The sequence below is a fragment of the Myxococcales bacterium genome (genome assembly GCA_016706225.1).
Classification (GTDB): Bacteria; Myxococcota_A; Polyangia; order Polyangiales; family Polyangiaceae; genus JADJKB01.
On record JADJKB010000005.1, the window covers coordinates 21240 to 40042 of the forward strand.

General features: G+C 65.0%; 12 protein-coding genes and 4 pseudogenes. 15 read left to right on the forward strand and 1 reads right to left on the reverse strand.

Annotation, left to right across the window (positions count from 1 at the left end):
- The first annotated feature begins 409 nt into the window (after positions 1-409).
- The 6 genes from IPI67_07875 to IPI67_07900 all read left to right on the forward strand — a co-directional run bounded on the left by IPI67_07875 (position 410) and on the right by IPI67_07900 (position 6975).
- Entirely contained in the window at positions 410-832 is a 423-nt protein-coding gene (locus IPI67_07875; GenBank protein ID MBK7580111.1) for a cation transporter, read from the forward strand.
- A gap of 80 nt (positions 833-912) precedes the next feature.
- Complete coding sequence (locus IPI67_07880) at positions 913-3567, forward strand: heavy metal translocating P-type ATPase (protein MBK7580112.1); 2655 nt, start codon at positions 913-915, stop codon at positions 3565-3567.
- A gap of 61 nt (positions 3568-3628) precedes the next feature.
- The gene (locus tag IPI67_07885) at positions 3629-4387 is read left to right on the forward strand and encodes an HAD-IIB family hydrolase (GenBank protein MBK7580113.1); all 759 of its coding nucleotides are present in this window, start codon (positions 3629-3631) and stop codon (positions 4385-4387) included.
- 186 nt (positions 4388-4573) lie between these two features.
- Positions 4574-4747, forward strand: a complete 174-nt coding sequence (locus IPI67_07890) for a hypothetical protein (GenBank protein MBK7580114.1) — start codon at positions 4574-4576, stop codon at positions 4745-4747.
- A complete protein-coding gene (locus tag IPI67_07895; GenBank protein ID MBK7580115.1) occupies positions 4747-5427 on the forward strand; it encodes a hypothetical protein in 681 nt (226 codons plus the stop codon). Before IPI67_07890 ends, IPI67_07895 begins: the two co-directional genes overlap by 1 nt.
- 600 nt (positions 5428-6027) lie before the next feature.
- Entirely contained in the window at positions 6028-6975 is a 948-nt protein-coding gene (locus IPI67_07900; GenBank protein ID MBK7580116.1) for a methyltransferase domain-containing protein, read from the forward strand.
- A 242-nt stretch (positions 6976-7217) separates the two neighbouring features.
- On the opposite strand, the gene IPI67_07905 is transcribed toward IPI67_07900, so the two are convergent.
- Positions 7218-7940, reverse strand: coding sequence for a hypothetical protein (locus IPI67_07905; GenBank protein ID MBK7580117.1), 723 nt, complete (start codon positions 7938-7940; stop codon positions 7218-7220).
- 1469 nt (positions 7941-9409) lie between these two features.
- On the opposite strand from IPI67_07905, the gene IPI67_07910 reads away from it, so the two are divergent.
- The 9 genes and pseudogenes from IPI67_07910 (at position 9410) to IPI67_07950 (ending at position 18798) form a co-directional block, all read left to right on the forward strand.
- Positions 9410-11842, forward strand: a complete 2433-nt coding sequence (locus IPI67_07910) for a heavy metal translocating P-type ATPase (protein MBK7580118.1) — start codon at positions 9410-9412, stop codon at positions 11840-11842.
- 242 nt (positions 11843-12084) lie between these two features.
- Positions 12085-12435 carry a hypothetical protein gene (locus IPI67_07915; GenBank protein ID MBK7580119.1) on the forward strand — a complete coding sequence of 117 codons (351 nt, stop codon included), beginning with the start codon at positions 12085-12087 and terminating at the stop codon, positions 12433-12435.
- Positions 12436-12592: 157 nt separating this feature from the next.
- On the forward strand, positions 12593-12919 hold the full coding sequence (locus IPI67_07920; GenBank protein ID MBK7580120.1) for a hypothetical protein: 327 nt from the start codon (positions 12593-12595) through the stop codon (positions 12917-12919).
- A complete protein-coding gene (locus IPI67_07925) occupies positions 12862-13077 on the forward strand; it encodes a DUF4395 family protein (GenBank protein ID MBK7580121.1) in 216 nt (71 codons plus the stop codon). Before IPI67_07920 ends, IPI67_07925 begins: the two co-directional genes overlap by 58 nt.
- A gap of 405 nt (positions 13078-13482) precedes the next feature.
- Entirely contained in the window at positions 13483-13680 is a 198-nt protein-coding gene (locus tag IPI67_07930) for a YHS domain-containing protein (protein MBK7580122.1), read from the forward strand.
- Between the two features lie 126 nt (positions 13681-13806).
- Positions 13807-16201 (forward strand): annotated as a pseudogene (locus IPI67_07935) (phosphoketolase family protein).
- Positions 16198-16976: pseudogene (locus tag IPI67_07940) on the forward strand (HAD-IIB family hydrolase). Before IPI67_07935 ends, IPI67_07940 begins: the two co-directional pseudogenes overlap by 4 nt.
- Positions 16973-17895 (forward strand): annotated as a pseudogene (locus IPI67_07945) (hypothetical protein). The pseudogenes IPI67_07940 and IPI67_07945 overlap by 4 nt, the downstream one beginning before the upstream one ends.
- 597 nt (positions 17896-18492) lie before the next feature.
- Positions 18493-18798, forward strand: a pseudogene (locus IPI67_07950) (glycosidase).
- Positions 18799-18803: the final 5 nt, after the last annotated feature.

Consider the following 18803-nt stretch of genomic DNA (forward strand, 5'->3'; position numbering starts at 1 on the left):
ACGACACGAGCCCGGATGCGCTCAGCGCGGCTCGCTCCTTGCAACCGCCCGAACATGCCGAGGATGAAGAACTTGATGGAAAAGCTTGCATCAGAGCGAAGGAGACGTCCGCGCTCAACGCGCGAACCATTTTCGCCACGGTGTGGCGAGAATGCTCACTCCGGCAACGTCTTCCGAGAACTTTGCTGTGCTCGCCCCGCGCCAGCAACGCCATCCGGAGCGGCGACGAGCGGAGATCGAGCGGAGATCCCACCTGCGCCATGAGGGTGCGACTCGCGTGCCGCTGCCGCTGCGTCGCTCGAGTCTATCCGGGGATGAGCGAAGACCACCGCAAGCATCTCCTCGATGTGAAGGAGCCATGGAAAAACGAACGGGACTCGAGCGAACAGCTCATGAAGAAGGATACGCAATGAAAACCAGCGTCATTGAAGTGCACGACATGCTGTCGGTGTGGAGCGTGGACGGGGTAGAAGAGCGGATCGGCAAAGTGCCGGGTGTCGAAAGCGTGACGGTAAATCACGCTGCGGGGAGTGCCACTGTGCGCTACGACGAAACCCGACTCGAGATTGCCGATATCAAATCGGCTGTGCGCCAACGCGGATATGACTCCGCCGCGCCGGCCGCCGCTTCGACGGGCGGACACGAAGGCCACGCCGCATCGGACGCGACGCCTGCTGCCCCCGCAAGGCCGAAGACGCCGCCGGCCTCACCTGCGGGCGCCCTTTCTGCGGAACCCGCAAAGCAAGGCACCGCGTCTTCGGCGGTGGCACCTGTGCCCGCGGGCGCCCCTTCCGCGACTGCCGCAAAGCAAGACAAGGCGGCGCCAGAATGATGTGAACTGCGACAACTCCAGCTCGCAAGGTGATTGGAGCAGTCGCGCGATTCTCGAAGACGAAGCCGACCGAGGAAGCAATGAAAACGAGCGTTATCGAAGTGCACGCCATGCTGTCGGTATTGAGCGTGGACGAAGTGGAGAAGCGGGTTGGTGAGGTGCCCGGCGTCGAGAGCGTGACGGTGAATTGGGCTGCTGGAACTGCCACCGTGCGCTACGACGAAACCCGGCTCGAGATCGCCGATATCAAGTCGGCCGTGCGCCAACGCGGGAATGAGTCGGCCCCGCCCGGCCCCGAATCGGCGGGCGACGGTCACGGAGGCCGCTCAACGCAGGGCGCGCCGGTTGCAACCGCCGCGTCCGTCGTGCCGAACCCGCACGCGGTCGCACCTGTCGCCGCCGGCGCCGCTTCCGCCGGCAGCGCAGAACAAGACAAAGCGACGCCGGGGGCGACGCCTTCGGAGCCCGCCCCACCAAAACCTTCGCCGCCTGCCGCACCCGCGCCCTCAGCCCCGGCCGCCGCTGTCGGCGCGCCCGCGGCTGCCGCAGGCAAAGGCCACGAAGGTCACGGAGCGCCGAGCGCGCAGCCCGCCATGTCGGCGGACATGGCCCACGACATGGGGCATGGCGGCAAGGACCTGCCCGCGATGGTCCGGGACATGCGCAACCGGTTTCTGGTCTGCCTGGTCTTCACCGTGCCGATCTTCATCTACGCGCCCATGGGAGGCTTCTTCAAGCCGCCGGCCCCGCCGTTCGGACTGGAGCTCAACCTGTGGCTGTTCTTCCTCGCGAGCGCCGCGATTCTCTATCCGAGCTGGCCGTTCTTCGTCTCGGCCTGGCGCGCGCTCATCAAGGGCACTTTGGGCATGTCGGCGTTGATCGTCCTGAGCGTCGGCACCGGGTATCTCTTCAGTGTCGGCACCACTTTCTTTTTCAAGCGGGGCGGGCAGTTTTTCGAAGCCGCGGCAGTCCTGCTTGTCTTCATTCTGCTCGGGCACTGGCTGGAAATGCGTGCGCGGGCGGGTGCGTCGTCGGCCATCAAGGCGCTGATGAATCTCACGCCCGCGAAGGCCTCCGTTATTCGCGACGGCGCCGAGATTGAAGTTCCGACGGCGGAAGTGGTAGCGGGCGAGATTGTGGTGATCCGGCCCGGTGGCAAGATCCCGGTCGATGGCATGGTGGAGACCGGCGAATCACTGGTCGACGAGTCCATGCTCACCGGCGAGTCGATGCCGGTGCAGAAGGGGCCGGGCGCCACGGTGATCGGCGCGACCATCAACAAGAGCGGCAGCTTTCGCTACAAGGCGACCAAGGTTGGGGCCGACTCGACGCTCGCGCAGATCGTAAAACTGGTGCAGGACGCTCAGAACTCGAAGGCACCGGCGCAGCTCCTGGCGGACAAAGCGGCTCAATGGCTGGTGATCGCCGCCATCGTGATCGGTCTTGCGACCTTTGCAGTGTGGTTCTGGCTGATCGGACAGCCGCTGCTGTTCGCGGTGACCATGACCATCACCGTCTTTGTGATCGCCTGCCCGGATGCGTTGGGACTCGCGACGCCGATGGCGGTCATGGTGAGTACCGGCTTGGGCGCAGCGAACGGCATTCTGTTCAAGAACGCCTCGGCGCTCGAAGACGCGACCAGGCTCAACGTCATCGTCTTCGACAAGACCGGCACGCTCACGGTCGGCCAGCCGGAGGTCGTGGAGATCGTGACGGCGGACGGGGTCACCGAAGACGTCCTGTTGGCAGCCGCGGCCGCCGTAGAGCAGGGCTCCGACCATCCGCTGGCGCAGGCGATCCTTCGCCGGGCGACCAACCTCACCGTCGCGGCACCGACAGGATTCGAGAGCCTCGACGGCATGGGGGCACGCGCCGAAACCGCTGACGGAACGGTTTTCCTCGGCAACCGGCTGCTCATGGATACGCAAAAGCTCACTCTCGGTCCACTCGAAGCAGACGCCGCGCGCCTGCAGGGGGACGGGCGCACCGTCGTTCATGTGTCTCAGGCCTCTCGAGTGATCGGACTCATCGCCATCGCCGATGCGATCAGGCCGAGCTCGAAGGCGGCGGTGGCAAAGCTGCGCGAACGCAAGATCGAAGTCGTGATGTTGACTGGTGACAACGCGGCCACGGCCAAGCGTATCGCAGCCGATCTCGGCATCGAGAGGGTGTTGGCGGACGTGCTGCCGGCCCAGAAGGCCGACAAGGTGAAAGAGCTGCAAGCCACGGGGAAAAAGGTCGGGATGGTAGGCGATGGTGTCAACGACGCGCCCGCGCTGACCCAGGCCAACGTGGGGTTCGCCATCGGCGCCGGCACTGACGTCGCGATGGAGAGCGCTGATGTCGTGCTGATGAAGAGCGACCCCTACGACATCGTCGCTGCGATCGAACTGTCGCGCGCAACGGTGCGCAAGATGCACCAGAATCTCTGGTGGGCGGTGGGCTACAACGTGGTCGCGTTCCCGCTCGCCGCGGGCGTCTTGTTCCCATTCGTACTCAGCCCGGAGGTCGCAGCGCTGTCGATGTCCGGTAGTACGCTCTTGGTGGCGATCAATGCGCTGATGCTGAAGCGCACCAAGCTGGCAGGCATGCATAAGGCCGCCAAGAACGTCGCGCCCTCGACCACCGGGCGTGGTGGGTCCGTGCCCTCAAAGCAACCCAAGGTTTCTTCGGGACCCGACGAGAGAGGCGCTGTCGAGGCGGTACCCGCAACCGCAGCGCCACAAGGGAGATAGCCATGCAGGTTGGGCCGCAGGCGGCGGAGCGACGGAATGAAGAAGCTCATTATTTTTCGACCTGGACGGCACGCTTGCTGAAAGCAAAGCATCTCTCGATGCCGAGATGGCCACGCTACTCGGTGCTCTGCTGCGCGTTGTAAAGGTGGCCGTCATATCCGGCGGGGGCTGGCCACAGTTCGAGACGCAACTGCTTTCCCAGTTGTCTCACGACGAGCGCCTGAAGGATCTGTCGCTCCTTCCTACGTGTGGAACGCAGTTTTTCCAGTACGCCTCGGGCTGGACACTGCTTTACGCGGAAAACTTCTCCGACGAGGAGAAGGAGAAAATTGTCCATTCATTGAAAGAAGCGATCGAGTCGTCGGACCTTCGGATCGAAACCACGTGGGGAGAGCAGATCGAAGATCGGGGAAGCCAGATCACGTTCTCCGCGCTGGGGCAGCAGGCTCCCATCGAAGAAAAGGAGAAATGGGACCCTGACTTCGCCAAGCGCAAGAAGATGCAGGCCCGTCTCGAGCACCTTGTCCCAGGGTTTTCTGTGCGCCTGGGCGGCACGACCTCTGTCGATGTCACGAAGCTTGGCATCGACAAGGGCTACGGCATGCGAAAGCTCCGAGACACTCTTGGAATTGGGCTCCATGAAATGCTTTTCATCGGGGATGCCTTGTTCCCTGGTGGAAATGACTATCCGGCGAAGGAAGCAGGCGTCGAGTCGATCCAGGTCAGGGATCCCAACGAGGCGAAGCGAGTGATTGAAGCGATCCTCGCGTGTGTGGGGCGCGTCCGACACGGAAGGCTCCGCGAGGACGAGGCGCGATGAGCGGCTTTCAGTTGCAGCGCCTTGGACTGATCATGGAAGCCGGAACCGGGCAATCCGCTCGAGATCGAAGGCGTGCTGAATCTGGCGGCCGTTCGTGGCCCAGATGGCGGATATGGCAGCCCAGAGCAACGCGGGAGCCGACGTGAAGGCAGATGAAAGCGGCTGTGCCGAGAAGGCAAAGGGGCGATGATGCCTCGCATTGAGGCCCGGGCTCTCGGCATCAGCGGCGCGGTTCGTGCCGAGTGCCCTACCGGATTGGAGCTCGGCGGGGCAGGATTCGTCGTTGCTGGCACGTCCATCGCGGCGCGCCGGACCAAGGCCGCGCGTGCCTCGACGCGGCCGGTGGAGACATCCGCCTGATGCCCCATCGAGGTGACCCGCGTCATGATCGCGGCAACGGTCCGCGGCCCTGGGAGACCCGATTCGCATGGTTGCTCCGGGCACTCATCGTCGGCACCGCGGTGGGCCACGTCCTGCAAGGCAAGTACCTGTACGCATTGCTCTGCGTGGCGGTGAGCGCGGTGCTCGTCGCTCCGCCGCTGCTCGCACGAACGAGCCTCGGGAACATACCGGTCGAGCTCGAGCTCGCAGCCCTGTGGGGTGCGGTCAGCGACATGACCCTCGGCCGTATGGCGGGCCTCTACGCGGGAACGATCTGGTTCGACAAGGTGCTCCACTTCGGCAACTCGCTACTCGTCGGCCTCCTGGCCTTCCTCATCGTCTACGCCCTCCGCTTCACGGGTCGGCTTCAGATCTCTTCAGTGGCCAACGCCGTTGTCATCCTCCTGCTGGCGCTCGGCATGGGTGCCTTCTGGGAGATTGCCGAGTACGTCGTCGACTTGGCCTTTCAAGAGGGATCTCAGGGATCACCGGCGATGAAACCGCTCGACGACACGATGTGGGACCTTATCCTCGACGGCGCCGGCGGTGCACTCGGCGGACTACTCGGCTCGGTATACATGCGCCTGTCCAAACGTACGGCGCGCCGGATCGTGGCCTTCGCTCAGGTCGTTCCTCGTGGCGAGCGGCACGCAGGGTAGGACGACGTGGGCGCGGCGCCATCGACCACCTCCTCCGCGCTGTGGAACGCGGAAGGCGTGATGGCCGTGGGTTTCAGGCGGCGCCGAACGAAGGTTCGCCCGCGCCGAGCCCGAGCCCGTAGTCATTACAAGCGGCGCCAGGCTCGCGTGGTGGGCATCCTTCCGCCTGCGCGATCTCGTCGTCGGCGTGCGTCCGCAGCATCGACCTGTGTCCACCACCATTCTCGTCTTCAGCGTCGCGACCGCTGAAAGCACGATAGGCGGCAAACCCTCGGTGGAGGGCACGCAGGCCGAGGCCGGCACGTGGCTCGAACGCCCGCAGCCATTCTACGGGGATGCGCGTTGCTCGCGCTCCGCAGGGTGGCACGCGCGATGCTTGCAGCAAGGAGGAATTCCGCGGACAACTGCCGACACACGAGTCATGCTCGCCGACAAAGGAGGGACGATGGGACGAGTGAGCGAACGAGTCGAGCTCGGAGCCGCGCCGAGGGAGCTCTGGGAGTTCGTGACGGACCCGGACAATTTCAGCCGTTACGTGTCGGGATACGTGACGGGTCGAGCCCTCTCAGACGAGGCGCGTGGTCCTGGCGCTCGGTACGAGTGGACCGCAGCGCTCGGTCCGCTTCGCCTCAGGTGCGCGAGCGTGTCAGCGAGTGGCACGACGAACGCCGAGTCGACTACGAAGGCGAGCTGGCGCACGTGCCTTTCCACTCCTCGATGGAGCTTTCTGCGACCGACACGGGTACCGAGCTCGAAGTTGCAATCGAATATCAGCCACCGCTCGGACGCCTCGGCAGCTTTGCAGACCCGCTGCTTGGGCCGTGGCTCGAGCGCGACATCCGGCAGTCGCTCGAACGGCTTCGACGCCGTTTCCCTCTGCCGGGCGCCGCCGAAGCCGACGTCGAGGCGCTCTATCGCCGCCGCGCCGCCAGCTACAACGCCATGACAGAGCTCTACCGTCTGCTGGGCTTCGACCTCCCGCGCTACCGGCGCTTGGCGGCCGATGCTCTCTCGCTGCGGAAGGGCTCGACCGTTGTCGAGATCGGGTGCGGTACCGGCGCCAACTTCGTCAACTTGCGAAAACGTGTCGGAGAAAGCGGGCGCGTGATCGGCATCGATCTGACTGACGCCATGCTCGCCCAGGCAGCCGACCGCATCCGCCGGGAGGGTTGGCGCAACGTCGAGCTCGTGCGCTCGGATGCCGCGAGGTACGAGTTCCCAAGTGGCGTCGACGGCATTGTCTCGACGCTGGCGCTCAGCTTGAGCCCGGCCTACGACCAAGTGATCGAGCGCGGCACCCGTGCTCTCGCGCGCGGGGGTCGCTGGGTCATTTTCGACCTGAAGCTGCCCGACCGCTGGCCCTCCTGGCTCGTGGAGGCAGCGCTGGTCGTGGCCCGTCCCTACGGCGTCGAGCTCGAGCTCGTCGACCGGCGCGCTTGGGAGTCACTCGAGCGGCACCTGCCCCATACTCGGATGCGCGAGCTATTCTTCGGAAGCGCGTACCTGGCCGTCGGTTGGCGCGATGACCCACTCGGTCACCCGCTGTAACGCCCGCGGTCACAAATCGTCGTCTTTCCCCGAGCTCAAGCTCGAGAAGGACCTTTCCGCTCAACCAGGCCGTCGAAATCCCAATTCCGACCGACACGACGCGGCAGGTCGGCTTCCAGTGCGGCATGGGGATGTACAAGTCGTCCGTCGTAGTCAACTGAGCGCGAGTGGCGCCGAACCGCGCCATGGCTTCGCGGTGTCGCGCGATCGAATGGCGCTTAGTACTGCTCGGGAGGCATGTTTCAGCGCGCCGCCCCGGGTTCCCGGGTGAGGCGCGTGGCGCGGGCGAGCACCTCCGTTGCCGTTTTGCGATCGTCGGCGCGCACGTTCACTGAAAATCCACGGCCGCTCGACTCCACCTTCGCCGAGACGCCGCGGAGAACCAGTGGGCAGTCTGGCATGTTGGGCGAGGAGTGGCCCAGAGCCGCATTGCGGGCGAGGTGACAGTCGATCACCCGCTGCAACCACTCGGCCGTCATCCCCGGCACCGCGTGGAACCTGATGACGGCACCCACGGTCCGCTCCACGTCTGCGAGGGAGTCGCCCGCCAGATCCGGCACGCCGAGGCGTTCGACGCTTGCGATGTCCTCCGTGTGGGCAAATGGACTGATGTCTCGCTCGTCCGACGCAATTCCAGCGCACGACCGCGCTTCGGCAGCGCGCAGCGCTTGGGAGGCAGCACGGTGATCTGCGGCATGCTTTCGATGGCGCTCGGCCTCGTCGAGGTGATGCTTGGTCGGATTGAAGGTCGACGTCCAGCAAACGTCCACGAAGTCGGAGCCCCGCGAGCACTCGCCCGTGCTCTTGCTCGACTTCGGGTCGTAGGCCGCCTGGTGGGTTTTGGCGACCGCTTGGTGTTCTCTTGCGCTGTTTTGGTGTTGCGCGGCGCTCATGTCGTGCGGATCCGCGCCCGGCGTCGACGCGCACGCCGCCGCGAGCAAACCAATCGTGAGCTGCGCGTTCATTGTTTGACGCATTTGGTTCCCTCCTGTCCTCGCGGACGCATCGCCCGTGCCACGCGCGCGCTTCCGATCTCCGCTGCTCCAACGAGCGCACTGCCCGGAAGTGCTTTGAGTGGTGACTCAATCGGTCACGAAGCGAGTGAACGATCGAAGCACGCAATTCGAGCACGCTGGCCGGTGTAATCAAACGGAACAGCGTCGGTCACACCCGAGCTCGCCATTGTGGATTCGCGACTCCGCTGGTGCGGAGGCTCGACGAGTGAGTGATCGGCTCCGCGCCGGCAGATCGCGCTGTGCGCGAGGCACTTGCCCGGCGCGGGCTGCGCAACGGCATCGAGCCACGGCTTGCGCACGACCGACCACAGCCCCGCTGTTTGGCGTTTTGTGACTGAATCGGTCACGTGAGATCGACGTCTACATGCACGATCGAAGGCCTACGGGCCGTGGGCGCGGGCGCGTGATCGGATTTGCTCGACTTCCGGAGCCGTCGCGCTCGTCAGCACTACGCTCTCTCCGTCCTTTGCAACGGCAACCTCGAGGCCCGGAACGTACGACGGACAAGCGGCCATGTGCTCGTAGTGCTGAGAGCGACCGAACGCGTGGTGGCACCTGATGTGATCTGCGACTGCCTGGGCGGATATCCCGCTAGCGACCACGACCCGGGCGCCGTTGGGAATGTTTGGACATCTTTGACGACCGATAACAGCGGGCACACTGCCCGGGTGGCCGGGCGAAAGCGCTTGCACTCCGCTTCCTCGAACGACTCGAGTGCTTTGGCAGCGGCCCTGTGCTCCGCGGCGTGCTCGCGCTGTTCCTCGGCATGCCCGAGATGGACGGCGGTGGGATTGTATTCGCTGTCTTCGTAGTCCGGGAGGGCCAGTCCGGAAGTCCCGGAAACCCGGATCGGGCTCCTGCGCGCGTCGCGGGCGTTCGGTTCGTAGCGCCCCGCGTGCGCATCGGACTGGGACTCCTGCTGCCCGCGTGGGCGCGGTGCTCCGCGGCGCTCATGTCGTCGGGGTGGGCACCAGGGTTGGAGGCGCAGCCAGCGACGACGAGAAGCGCGAGAATGGACGATGTGATGTTGTTCTCCATGCATGAGCCCATACAATCGGCGTGCCAAGCGGACCGCTTTGCTAGCCGTCGACGAGCCGCTTGCACTTCGCCAGGGTGTGGCGAAAGTGCTCATGGCGCCATCGCTCGTCTCGTTTAGGAATCCCCACGGCGGCGCCGACGGGGACCTTCACGAGCGCTGAGCTCGACCTCGTGGGCTTAGCAGCGGCTTGCTTCGTGCATGCCCCATGGGGGGATAGGTCATGCACGCGGCGAAATACATCCATGATGGACTCCGAGAGGAAGAAAGCCGCCGGCCGGTACAAGCGCATCCGCGAGCAGTGACCGCGTCGGGAGCACGGATCTAAACCATGCAAGAGCAGACTGGACTCCGCGAGCATCGATCCGAGCCGGCCACGCCGATGGCTACCGATCCAGTCTGCGGCATGAAGGTCCCGGTCGCGAGCCCGCACCGCTATTCGCCGAACGGGTCAGAGGCGGTTTTCTGTAGCACCCGTTGCCGCGACCGCTTCGCGAGGGACCCCTCGAAGTACCTGTCCGCCGAGCAGCAAGAGCCCCAGCAGCCCCCGGTCACGCAGCCGAATACTCCGCCCGCCAAGGCACCGAGCACGCGCGCGTACACCTGCCCGATGCACTCTGAGGTCCGAGTCGACCAGGCCGGTTCCTGCCCGAAGTGTGGAATGGCACTCGAACCCGTGTCGCCTCGCTCGGCGGCCAAGGCCGAGTGGACCTGCCCGATGCACCCGGAGATCGTTCGGGACGCGCCAGGCACCTGTCCGATCTGCGGGATGGCGCTCGAGCCGCGCGCCGGCACCGGGCAGGAAGAAGACAACTCCGAGCTCCGCGACATGTCGCGGCGTTTCTGGCTCGCGGCGCTGTTCACGGTTCCGCTCGTCGTCATCGCCATGGGCGATCTCCTTCCCGGCCGTCCCATCTCCCAGCTCCTGTCCATGCGAACGCGGACGTTCGTCGAGCTCGGGCTTGCGACGCCCGTGTGCCTTTGGTCGGCGTGGCCCTTCTACGTGCGGTTCGTCGCGTCGCTCAAGAACCGAAGCCTCAACATGTTCACGCTCATCGGTCTCGGCGTCGGCGTGGCGTTCGTGTACAGCCTGATCGCCGCCCTCTTGCCGGACGCGTTTCCGGCGTCCTTTCGCGGCGAGGGTGGCGAGGTCGCCGTCTACTTCGAGGCAGCCGGCGTCATCGTCACGCTGATCCTGCTCGGTCAAGTGCTCGAGCTGCGGGCGCGCAGTCAGACGAGCCAGGCCATCAAGAAGCTGCTGGGCATGGCGGCCAAGTCCGCCCGCCGAATTCGGGATGACGGCTCCGACGAAGACGTGCCCCTCGAGGCCGTTCAAGTCGGCGACCGGCTGCGCGTGCGCCCGGGCGAGAAGGTGCCGGTCGACGGCATCGTGCTCGAAGGAGCGAGCTCGGTCGATGAGTCGATGGTCACCGGCGAGCCGATCCCCGTCGAGAAGCACGACGGCGACCGCGTCATCGGCTCCACCGTGAATGGCACCGGTGGCCTCGTCATGCGCGCGGACAAGGTCGGCGCCGAGACGCTGCTCTCGCGCATCGTCGCGATGGTGGCCGAGGCGCAGCGCAGCCGCGCGCCCATCCAGAAGCTCGCCGACGTCGTGGCTGGCTACTTCGTCCCTGTGGTCATTCTCATCTCCGTCACGACTTTCATCGTCTGGGCGCTCGTCGGGCCAGACCCTCGCATGGGCCATGCGCTCATCAACGCGGTCGCGGTGCTCATCATTGCCTGCCCCTGCGCGCTCGGCCTCGCGACTCCCATGTCGATCATGGTGGCGACCGGCAAGGGCGCCACCATGGGCGTGCTGTTCAAGAACGCCGAGGCAATCGAAGTGCTGCGCAAGGTGGACACGCTGGTCGTCGACAAGACCGGCACGCTCACCGAGGGCAAGCCCAAACTCGTGAGCGTAGTCACGGAGCCGGGCATCGACGAAGCAACTCTGCTCCGGCTGGCTGCCACGCTCGAGCGCGGCAGCGAGCATCCGCTCGCCGCGGCCATCGCCCAGGGCGCCGAGGATCGCAAGGTCGCCCTGGCCAACGCCGAGGACTTCGACTCGGTGACCGGCAAGGGCGTCAAGGGACGGGTCGATGGGCGTGAGGTTGCGCTCGGCAACAAGGCAATGATGGCGAGCCTCGGGATCGAGTCAGCGCACCTGGTCGCGCGCGCGGAGGCGCTCCGCGCCGACGGTCAGACCGTGATGTTCGTGGCTGTCGACGGAAAGCCCGCGGGTCTCGTGGGCGTGGCCGATCCGATCAAGGAGAGCACGCCGGAGGCCATTCGCACGCTTCATGAGGAAGGCATCCGGATCGTCATGATGACGGGTGACAGCGGTACGACCGCGAAAGCGGTGGCGAAGAAGCTCGGCATCGACGACGTGATGGCCGAGGTATTGCCCGACCAGAAGGCCGACAAGGTCAAAGCGCTTCAAGGCGAGGGACGCATCGTCGCGATGGCCGGCGACGGAGTGAACGACGCGCCCGCGTTGGCGAAGGCGCATGTCGGTATCGCGATGGGCACCGGCACCGACGTCGCGATGGAGAGCGCCGGCGTCACGCTGGTCAAGGGCGACCTGCGCGGGATCGTGCGCGCCCGCCGGCTGTCGCGCCGGACCATGGGGAACATCAAGCAGAACCTGTTCTTCGCGTTCGTCTACAACGCCGCCGGCATCCCCATCGCTGCCGGCGTCCTCTACCCATTCTTTGGGCTGCTCTTGAGCCCGATGATCGCGGCGGCCGCCATGAGCTTCAGCTCGGTCTCCGTGGTTGGCAATGCGCTCCGTCTACGGCGCGCGAAGGTTTGAAAGGAAAGACGTCATGAGGAGCTTGGTCATTATTGGGTTCGCGGTCGGAGCAGTGCTCGCGGGCTGTGCATCGACGAGAGGCGCCCGGAGCGAGCCCACAACGAGTGCTGCCGCAGCACCCGCGCTTCAGCACGATCAGGGAGACGGAGGCCAAGCGCTCGGCAGCGGTGGCGAGCCTGCTCCCGCCAATGCGGGCGACGCGGACCACGACGCTCACCACCCGGGGAAGTGAGGACGAAACCATGGCTCAATTCATGGCGGACATCGCAGGCATGCTCGAGCTCTTCGCCATCGCGGCCGGACTCGTCTTGCTTCACCGGGCCGGCAAGGAAGCGCCGGCGAAGTTGCTCAACGTTGCGGGCTGGGCGCTCGTCACCGGCGGCATGGTCGTCGGCGCCTGCACGACGTTCTACTGGTTCAAGTACCGGTCGCGCGGAGAGCTTGACAGCGTGCACATGGGCTACCCTGGAATGATGCACGCCCCCGCGACGGGCATGGGCACTGGAGCGATGGGCCACGGCATGACGGGCCCAGGGATGGGCTCGATGCCGCGCGGCATGACGCCTCCGCCGCAAAGCGATGGAGCGAGGTGAGCCATGCATTGGTGGAACGGAGACGGACACATGGGCTGGCTCCGCCGGGGGCATGAAGCGGATAGATCACTTAGCCGGGTGCGGGCCTCGATCTTGCTTGGACACACATGAGGATCGCTGGGGCCGTTGATTCAGGCGCGCCGGCGACATTTCTCCCATGAACGAGATCCGGGCAGTCACACTCAGAAACCTGGACAAGCAGGGGTTCGACGGTCTCGATGATGCCGCCAAGTCACGTCAGGCGTGGCCGCTACGGTTCACACCCGCCGTGAGCGTCAGCCTGATCGTGATCGGGCTGGCTCTTCGGTCACCGTGGTGGTTGGTGGGCATGGCGCTGGTGGCGCTGAGTGGCGTGTTGCTGCCGGGAGGCATGCTGATCGACACGCCGTACAACATCGGCGTGCGGCATCTGTTCCGTGCGCCCCGTTGCCCCCGACGCCGAAACCCCGTCAGTTCTCCTACCTCATCTCGACAGCGTTCTTGACCGCCTCGGCCGTGCTCTTCTACGCCGGGTTGCCGGTGCTTGGAGCCGTCGTGGGTGGGCTAGTAGCCATCGCCGGCACCATCCTCGCCACGACGCATTGGTGTCTCGGCTCCTTCTACTACCGGCTGATCTTCCGCCGTGCCGCAGGGACCGAGTAGGCGACCGTTCCTGCCGCCGGCCGGGCTAGTCCATTCCCTTTCTGCCGCCGGTCGAGGGCGCTCCAGCACCAAGAACGCCCCCTCGAGGCAACCCGCTCGGGCCAGCTGACGACCCGTCGCCGGCCCTGATTTGGAGGGCGTCGCGGTGAGGCCGGCTCGATTCGTGCATCCCATGGGGAGAGCTCGCGTTTGGCAGCCAGGAGCGAGATGAAGGTCGCAGTCACAATCTCCCCGCGGGGCTACGACGTCGTGCTCTTCGACCGGGCGCATGAGATCAAGACCGGACGGTCGATCTAGTGCAGCGCGTCTCAACGGGTATCGAAGTCAGGGGCGAAGTCCTTCATCTCGCGCCGGAATTGCCGCAGGAGGACGCGGCTACAACAACTACGAAACAACGAAAGAGGCATGCCCATGAATAGTGCGATTACATCCACGACCAAAGACCCTGTGTGCGGAATGACCGTGGACCCAGCGACGGCTCTCCACGCCGAGCGCGATGGGAAGACGTTCTACTTCTGCCGCGAGCACTGTCGGGAAAAGTTCTTGTCCGCACCCGCCGGTGCCAAGCCGGAGGTCAAGTCTGGAGGCTGCTGCTGTAGCTAAGAACGCGGAGACGATGGTGCGATTGTCGGCGTCACGCCGGGCAGTCCGTGCCAGTCGCGCGACCGAGAGCGCATGGCCGCGCGCCCGGCAGGCTGCGCTCTCGGGACGAAGAGGAACGTGGAACCCATGAAGACCAACACACTCACGCCGGAGCTGCTCGACGCGATCGACGCCTACTGGCGCGCCGCCAACTACCTATCGGTGGGCCAGATCTACCTCTTCGACAATCCGCTGCTCAAGAGGCCGCTGACGCTCGCCGACGTGAAGCACATGCTGCTCGGACACTGGGGCACGACCCCCGGGCAGAACTTCATCTACGTGCACTTGAATCGGGTCATCAAGAAGTACGACCTCGACATGATCTACGTCTCGGGGCCTGGGCACGGCGGTCCAGCCGTCGTGGCCAACACGTACCTCGAGGGCACGTACAGCGAGATCTATCCGGACATCAGTCGGGATGAGGCCGGGCTGCAGAGGCTCTTTCTTCAGTTCTCGTTTCCCGGAGGCATTCCCAGCCACGCCTCGCCGGAGTGCCCCGGCTCGATCCACGAGGGCGGTGAGCTCGGCTATTCGCTCAGCCATTCCTTCGGGGCCGTGTTCGACAACCCCGATCTCGTCGTCGCCTGCGTCGTCGGCGATGGCGAGGCGGAGACCGGACCGCTGGCCACGGCCTGGCATTCCAACAAGTTTCTCGATCCCGCGACCGACGGCGCGGTGCTGCCGATCCTGCACCTCAACGGCTACAAGATCGCCAACCCGACGCTCCTCGCCCGCATCACCCGCGAGGAACTGGAGCAGCTCTTGCGCGGCTACGGCTGGACGCCCCTCTTCGTCGAGGGTCACGAACCCGGAGCTGATGCACGAGGCGATGGCCAGGCGCTCGACACCGCGGTCGAGCAGATCAAGGCAATCCAGCAGGACGCCCGCGTTCGCGGCAACCTCAGCCGTCCGCGCTGGCCGATGATCATCCTCAACTCGCCCAAGGGCTGGACGGGGCCGAAGGTGGTTGATGGTTTGCAGGTGGAAGGCACCTTCCGGGCGCATCAGGTTCCGCTCCACCCACGAGCCCATCCCGAACACCTCAAGCTGCTGGAAGACTGGCTTAAGAGTTACCGGCCGGATGAGCTTTTTGATGAGCAAGGCCGCCTGAAACCGGAACTGGCCGAGCTCGCGCCCAAGGGGCATCGACGCATGGGCGCCAATCCGCACGCCAACGGCGGCGTGCTGCTTCAGGAACTGCGGATGCCGGATTTTCGCAAGTACGCGGCCGACGTGCCCACGGCCGGCGTGAACGGCATCGGCGACACGCGTGTGCTCGGGCCTTTCCTGCGCGACGTGGCGAAGCTCAACAGGGAGCAGCGAAACTTCCGGGTCTTCGGACCAGACGAGACGGTCTCCAACGGTCTCGGAGCCGTCTTCGAGGCGACCAACCGCCAATGGGACGCCGCGACCCTGCCAAACGATGAGTTTCTCGCGCCGACCGGACGCGTGCTGGACTCGATGCTCAGCGAGCACCAATGCGAGGGCTGGCTCGAGGGCTACCTGCTCACCGGGCGGCATGGCCTCTTCAACTGCTACGAGGCGTTCATCCACATCGTCGATTCGATGTTCAACCAGCACGCCAAGTGGCTGAAGGTCACGGCGCACCTGCCGTGGCGGCGCAAGATCGCCTCGCTGAACTACCTGCTGGCCTCGCATGTCTGGCGTCAGGATCACAACGGCTTCACCCACCAGGACCCCGGCTTCATCGACCTCGTCGTGAACAAGAAGGCGGAGGTAGTGCGAGCCTACTTTCCGCCGGACGCCAACTGTCTGCTCTCGGTGATGGACCACTGCCTGCGCAGCCGCCACTACGTGAACCTCGTGATCGCGGGCAAGCACCCGGCCCCGCAGTGGCTGACGATGGATGCCGCCATCAAGCACTGCACCGCGGGCATCGGTGTCTGGCAGTGGGCCAGCAACGATCAGGAAGTCGCGCCCGACGTGGTCATGGCCTGCTGCGGCGACGTGCCCACGCTGGAGACGCTCGCCGCTGTCTCCATCATGCGCGAGCACCTGCCCGACCTGAAAATCCGGGTGGTCAACGTCGTCGACCTGATGAAGCTGCAGCCGCAGCACCGAGCACCCGCACGGGCTGAGCGACACGGATTTCGACGAACTCTTCACCAAGGACAAGCCGGTCATCTTCGCCTTCCACGCCTATCCGTGGTTGATCCACCGCCTGACCTACCGCCGCACCAACCACGACAACATCCACGTCCGCGGCTACAAAGAGGAGGGCACCATCACCACGCCTTTCGACATGGCCGTGCTGAACGACCTGGACCGCTTCCACCTCGTAATGGACGTCATTGACCGCGTGCCGCAAACCGGCGCCAGGGGCATCGCCCTGAAGCAGCAACTCAAGGACAAGCGGGTCGAGCACAAGCGATACATCAACAAATACGGGCAGGACATGCCGGAAATCCGCGACTGGCGCTGGGACTCAGGTTGGGCCGCAGGCGGCGGAGCGACGGAATGAAGAAGCTCATTATTTTCGACCTGGACGGCACGCTTGCTGAAAAGCAAAGCATCTCGATGCCGAGATGGCCACGCTACTCGGTGCTCTGCTACGCGTTGTAAAGGTGGCCGTCATATCCGGCGGGGCTGGCCACAGTTCGAGACGCAACTGCTTTCCCAGTTGTCTCGACGAGCGCCTGAGGGATCTGTCGCTCCTTCCTACGTGTGGAACGCAGTTCTTCCAGTATGCCTCCGGCTGGACACTGCTTTACGCGGAAAACTTCTCCGACGACGAGAAGGAGCAAATTGTCCGTTCGTTGAAAGAAGCGATCGAGTCGTCAGACCTTCGGATCGAAACCACGTGGGGAGAGCAGATCGAAGATCGGGGAAGCCAGATCACGTTCTCCGCGTTGGGGCAGCGGGCTCCCATCGAAGAAAAGGAGAAATGGGACCCTGACTTCGCCAAGCGCAAGAAGCTGCAGGCCCGCATTGAGCAACTTGTCCCAGGGTTTTCTGTGCGCCTGGGCGGCACGACCTCTGTGGATGTCACCAAGCTTGGCATCGACAAAGGCTACGGCATGCACAAACTCCGAGACACCCTCGGAATTGGACTTGGGGAGATGCTCTTCGTGGGGGATGCCTTGTTCCCGGGTGGGAATGACTATCCGGCCAAGGAGGCAGGCGTTGAATCGATTCAGGTCAGAGATCCGAACGAGTCGAAGCGGGTCATCGAAGCGATCCTCGCGTGCTTGAGTCGCGTCCGACACACGACGCTCCGAGAGGACGACATGCGATGAGCGGCTTTCGGTTGCAGCGTCTCGGACAGGTCATGGAGCCGGAACCAGGCAATCCGCTCGAGACTGAAGGCGTTCTGAATCCGGCGGCTGTTCGTGGCCCGGATGGTCAGCTTTACCTGTTTCCCCGGCTTGTCGCACGGGGCAACTATTCGCGCATCGGTATTGTCCGTGTGCGGTTCAATCATGCTGGTGACCCGGCGGGGGTCGAGCGGCTGGGCATTGCTCTTGAGCCGGAGGCTGATTACGAACTGCGAGCTGACGGTCGCGGCGGTTGCGAGGATCCGCGCATCACCTTCGTGGAACGGCTCCGGCGTTACATCATGACCTATACGGCGTTCTCGCCCATCGGTCCACGGATCGCTCTGGCCGTATCGGAAGATTTGTTTCACTGGAAGCGACTGGGGCTTGCGACCTTTGCACCGTATCGCGGGATCGATTTCGTCCACGTGGACAACAAGGACGCCGCTTCTTCCCCCTTGCCATTCCCAATCACGTCGGGAAAATGCAGCTGGCCATCCTCCATCGACCACTTTTTTCCGGCACGCGTCCCGAGGAAACCGTCTGCCAGTGCGCGCCCCGTGATGTGGATCTCGATCATGAGAGCATCTGGATTTCCTACTGCCCGATGGCCCTGGATGGCCTCGAACCGCATCACCTCGGCCTGTTCAACTCCCATCACCGGCTCGCGACCCCGGTGTCGCCCTGGGATGCTGAGCACCGTCCATTCGACGCCTGCCGCGGCGCGGGGGCGGAGGTCCGGCGGTTTCCACCGGTGCGGCCGCCCCGGCGGATCCTCCTGCGGGTGCGTCTGGGATGCGGCGTGGCGACGTCGGTCAGGTACATGACGGGTTCCGCCGTTCTTCCGGATGCGAAGATCGGCGGTGGCGCTCGCCCATCCTCACTCGTCATGGCTGGCTGATCGTCTACGGCGTGACAAGTCCGAGCCACGGGGTGACGAACGCCGGGCGGCTCTCGTGGGTCACCGATGGAAGAGCTGCACTCGTGCTCCGCGACTCGGGATGCCTGTTCCGGTACTCCTCGAGCCGCATGCGCTCGAGTCGGCACTCGCGACGGCGAGATGCGCGATGAAGCTCGCAGCCGGCGAGTCTTCTGCGACCGTCAGGCGGTGCTGTGACGATGGTGCCGCAGCGGGCCGCGGGCTCCACACCCGGCCGGATTCCCCGCCAAAAACGGACACGCAAACTGTCCGGCGCGCACCGCGCCGGCCCTGCTTCGTGTTCCCTCGGCGGACTGCGCTTTCCTGCTTCCGCAGGGTCGCTCTTCGCGCCACGGGCCGGCTGGCGTTTGTCGCCCCCCTGCCTGCCTTCAGAGCCGGCTTCGCCGCCAGACGCGAGTTTCGGCAGGCTGCTCCTCTGGCGTTCCTGCTCTCGAGTCTTCGCCTGCGCAGCGGAGTATGCCCTTCCAGCCGCAACCTCGCCGGCGGGACCAACGCCCACCTGGCCGCGGCGGGCCCTACGCTTCCGTCCGCCGCTCACCTGCCCCGGTCCCAAAACACCACCGCCCTCTATGCTACTCGGCTGGCGTGATGGTGCTCTCGAAGGAGCATCCGCGCGTGCTGCTTTACCGGTCGGAAGAGCCGATATTGACACCCTCGATACCGCAGGAACGCCGAGGAGTGGTTTCCAATGTCGTGTTCCCCACTGGCATCGACCGGCGCGACGATCTCGGGCTGCCGGACCGCATCGATGTCTACTACGGGATGGCCGACAACCGGATCGGCGCAGCGCGCCTTGACGTTCCTGAGCGCCTTCCGCCAGGAGCACTCGCTGACCCTCAGCGGCCGATCGAGCTGATGTCATGAAATTC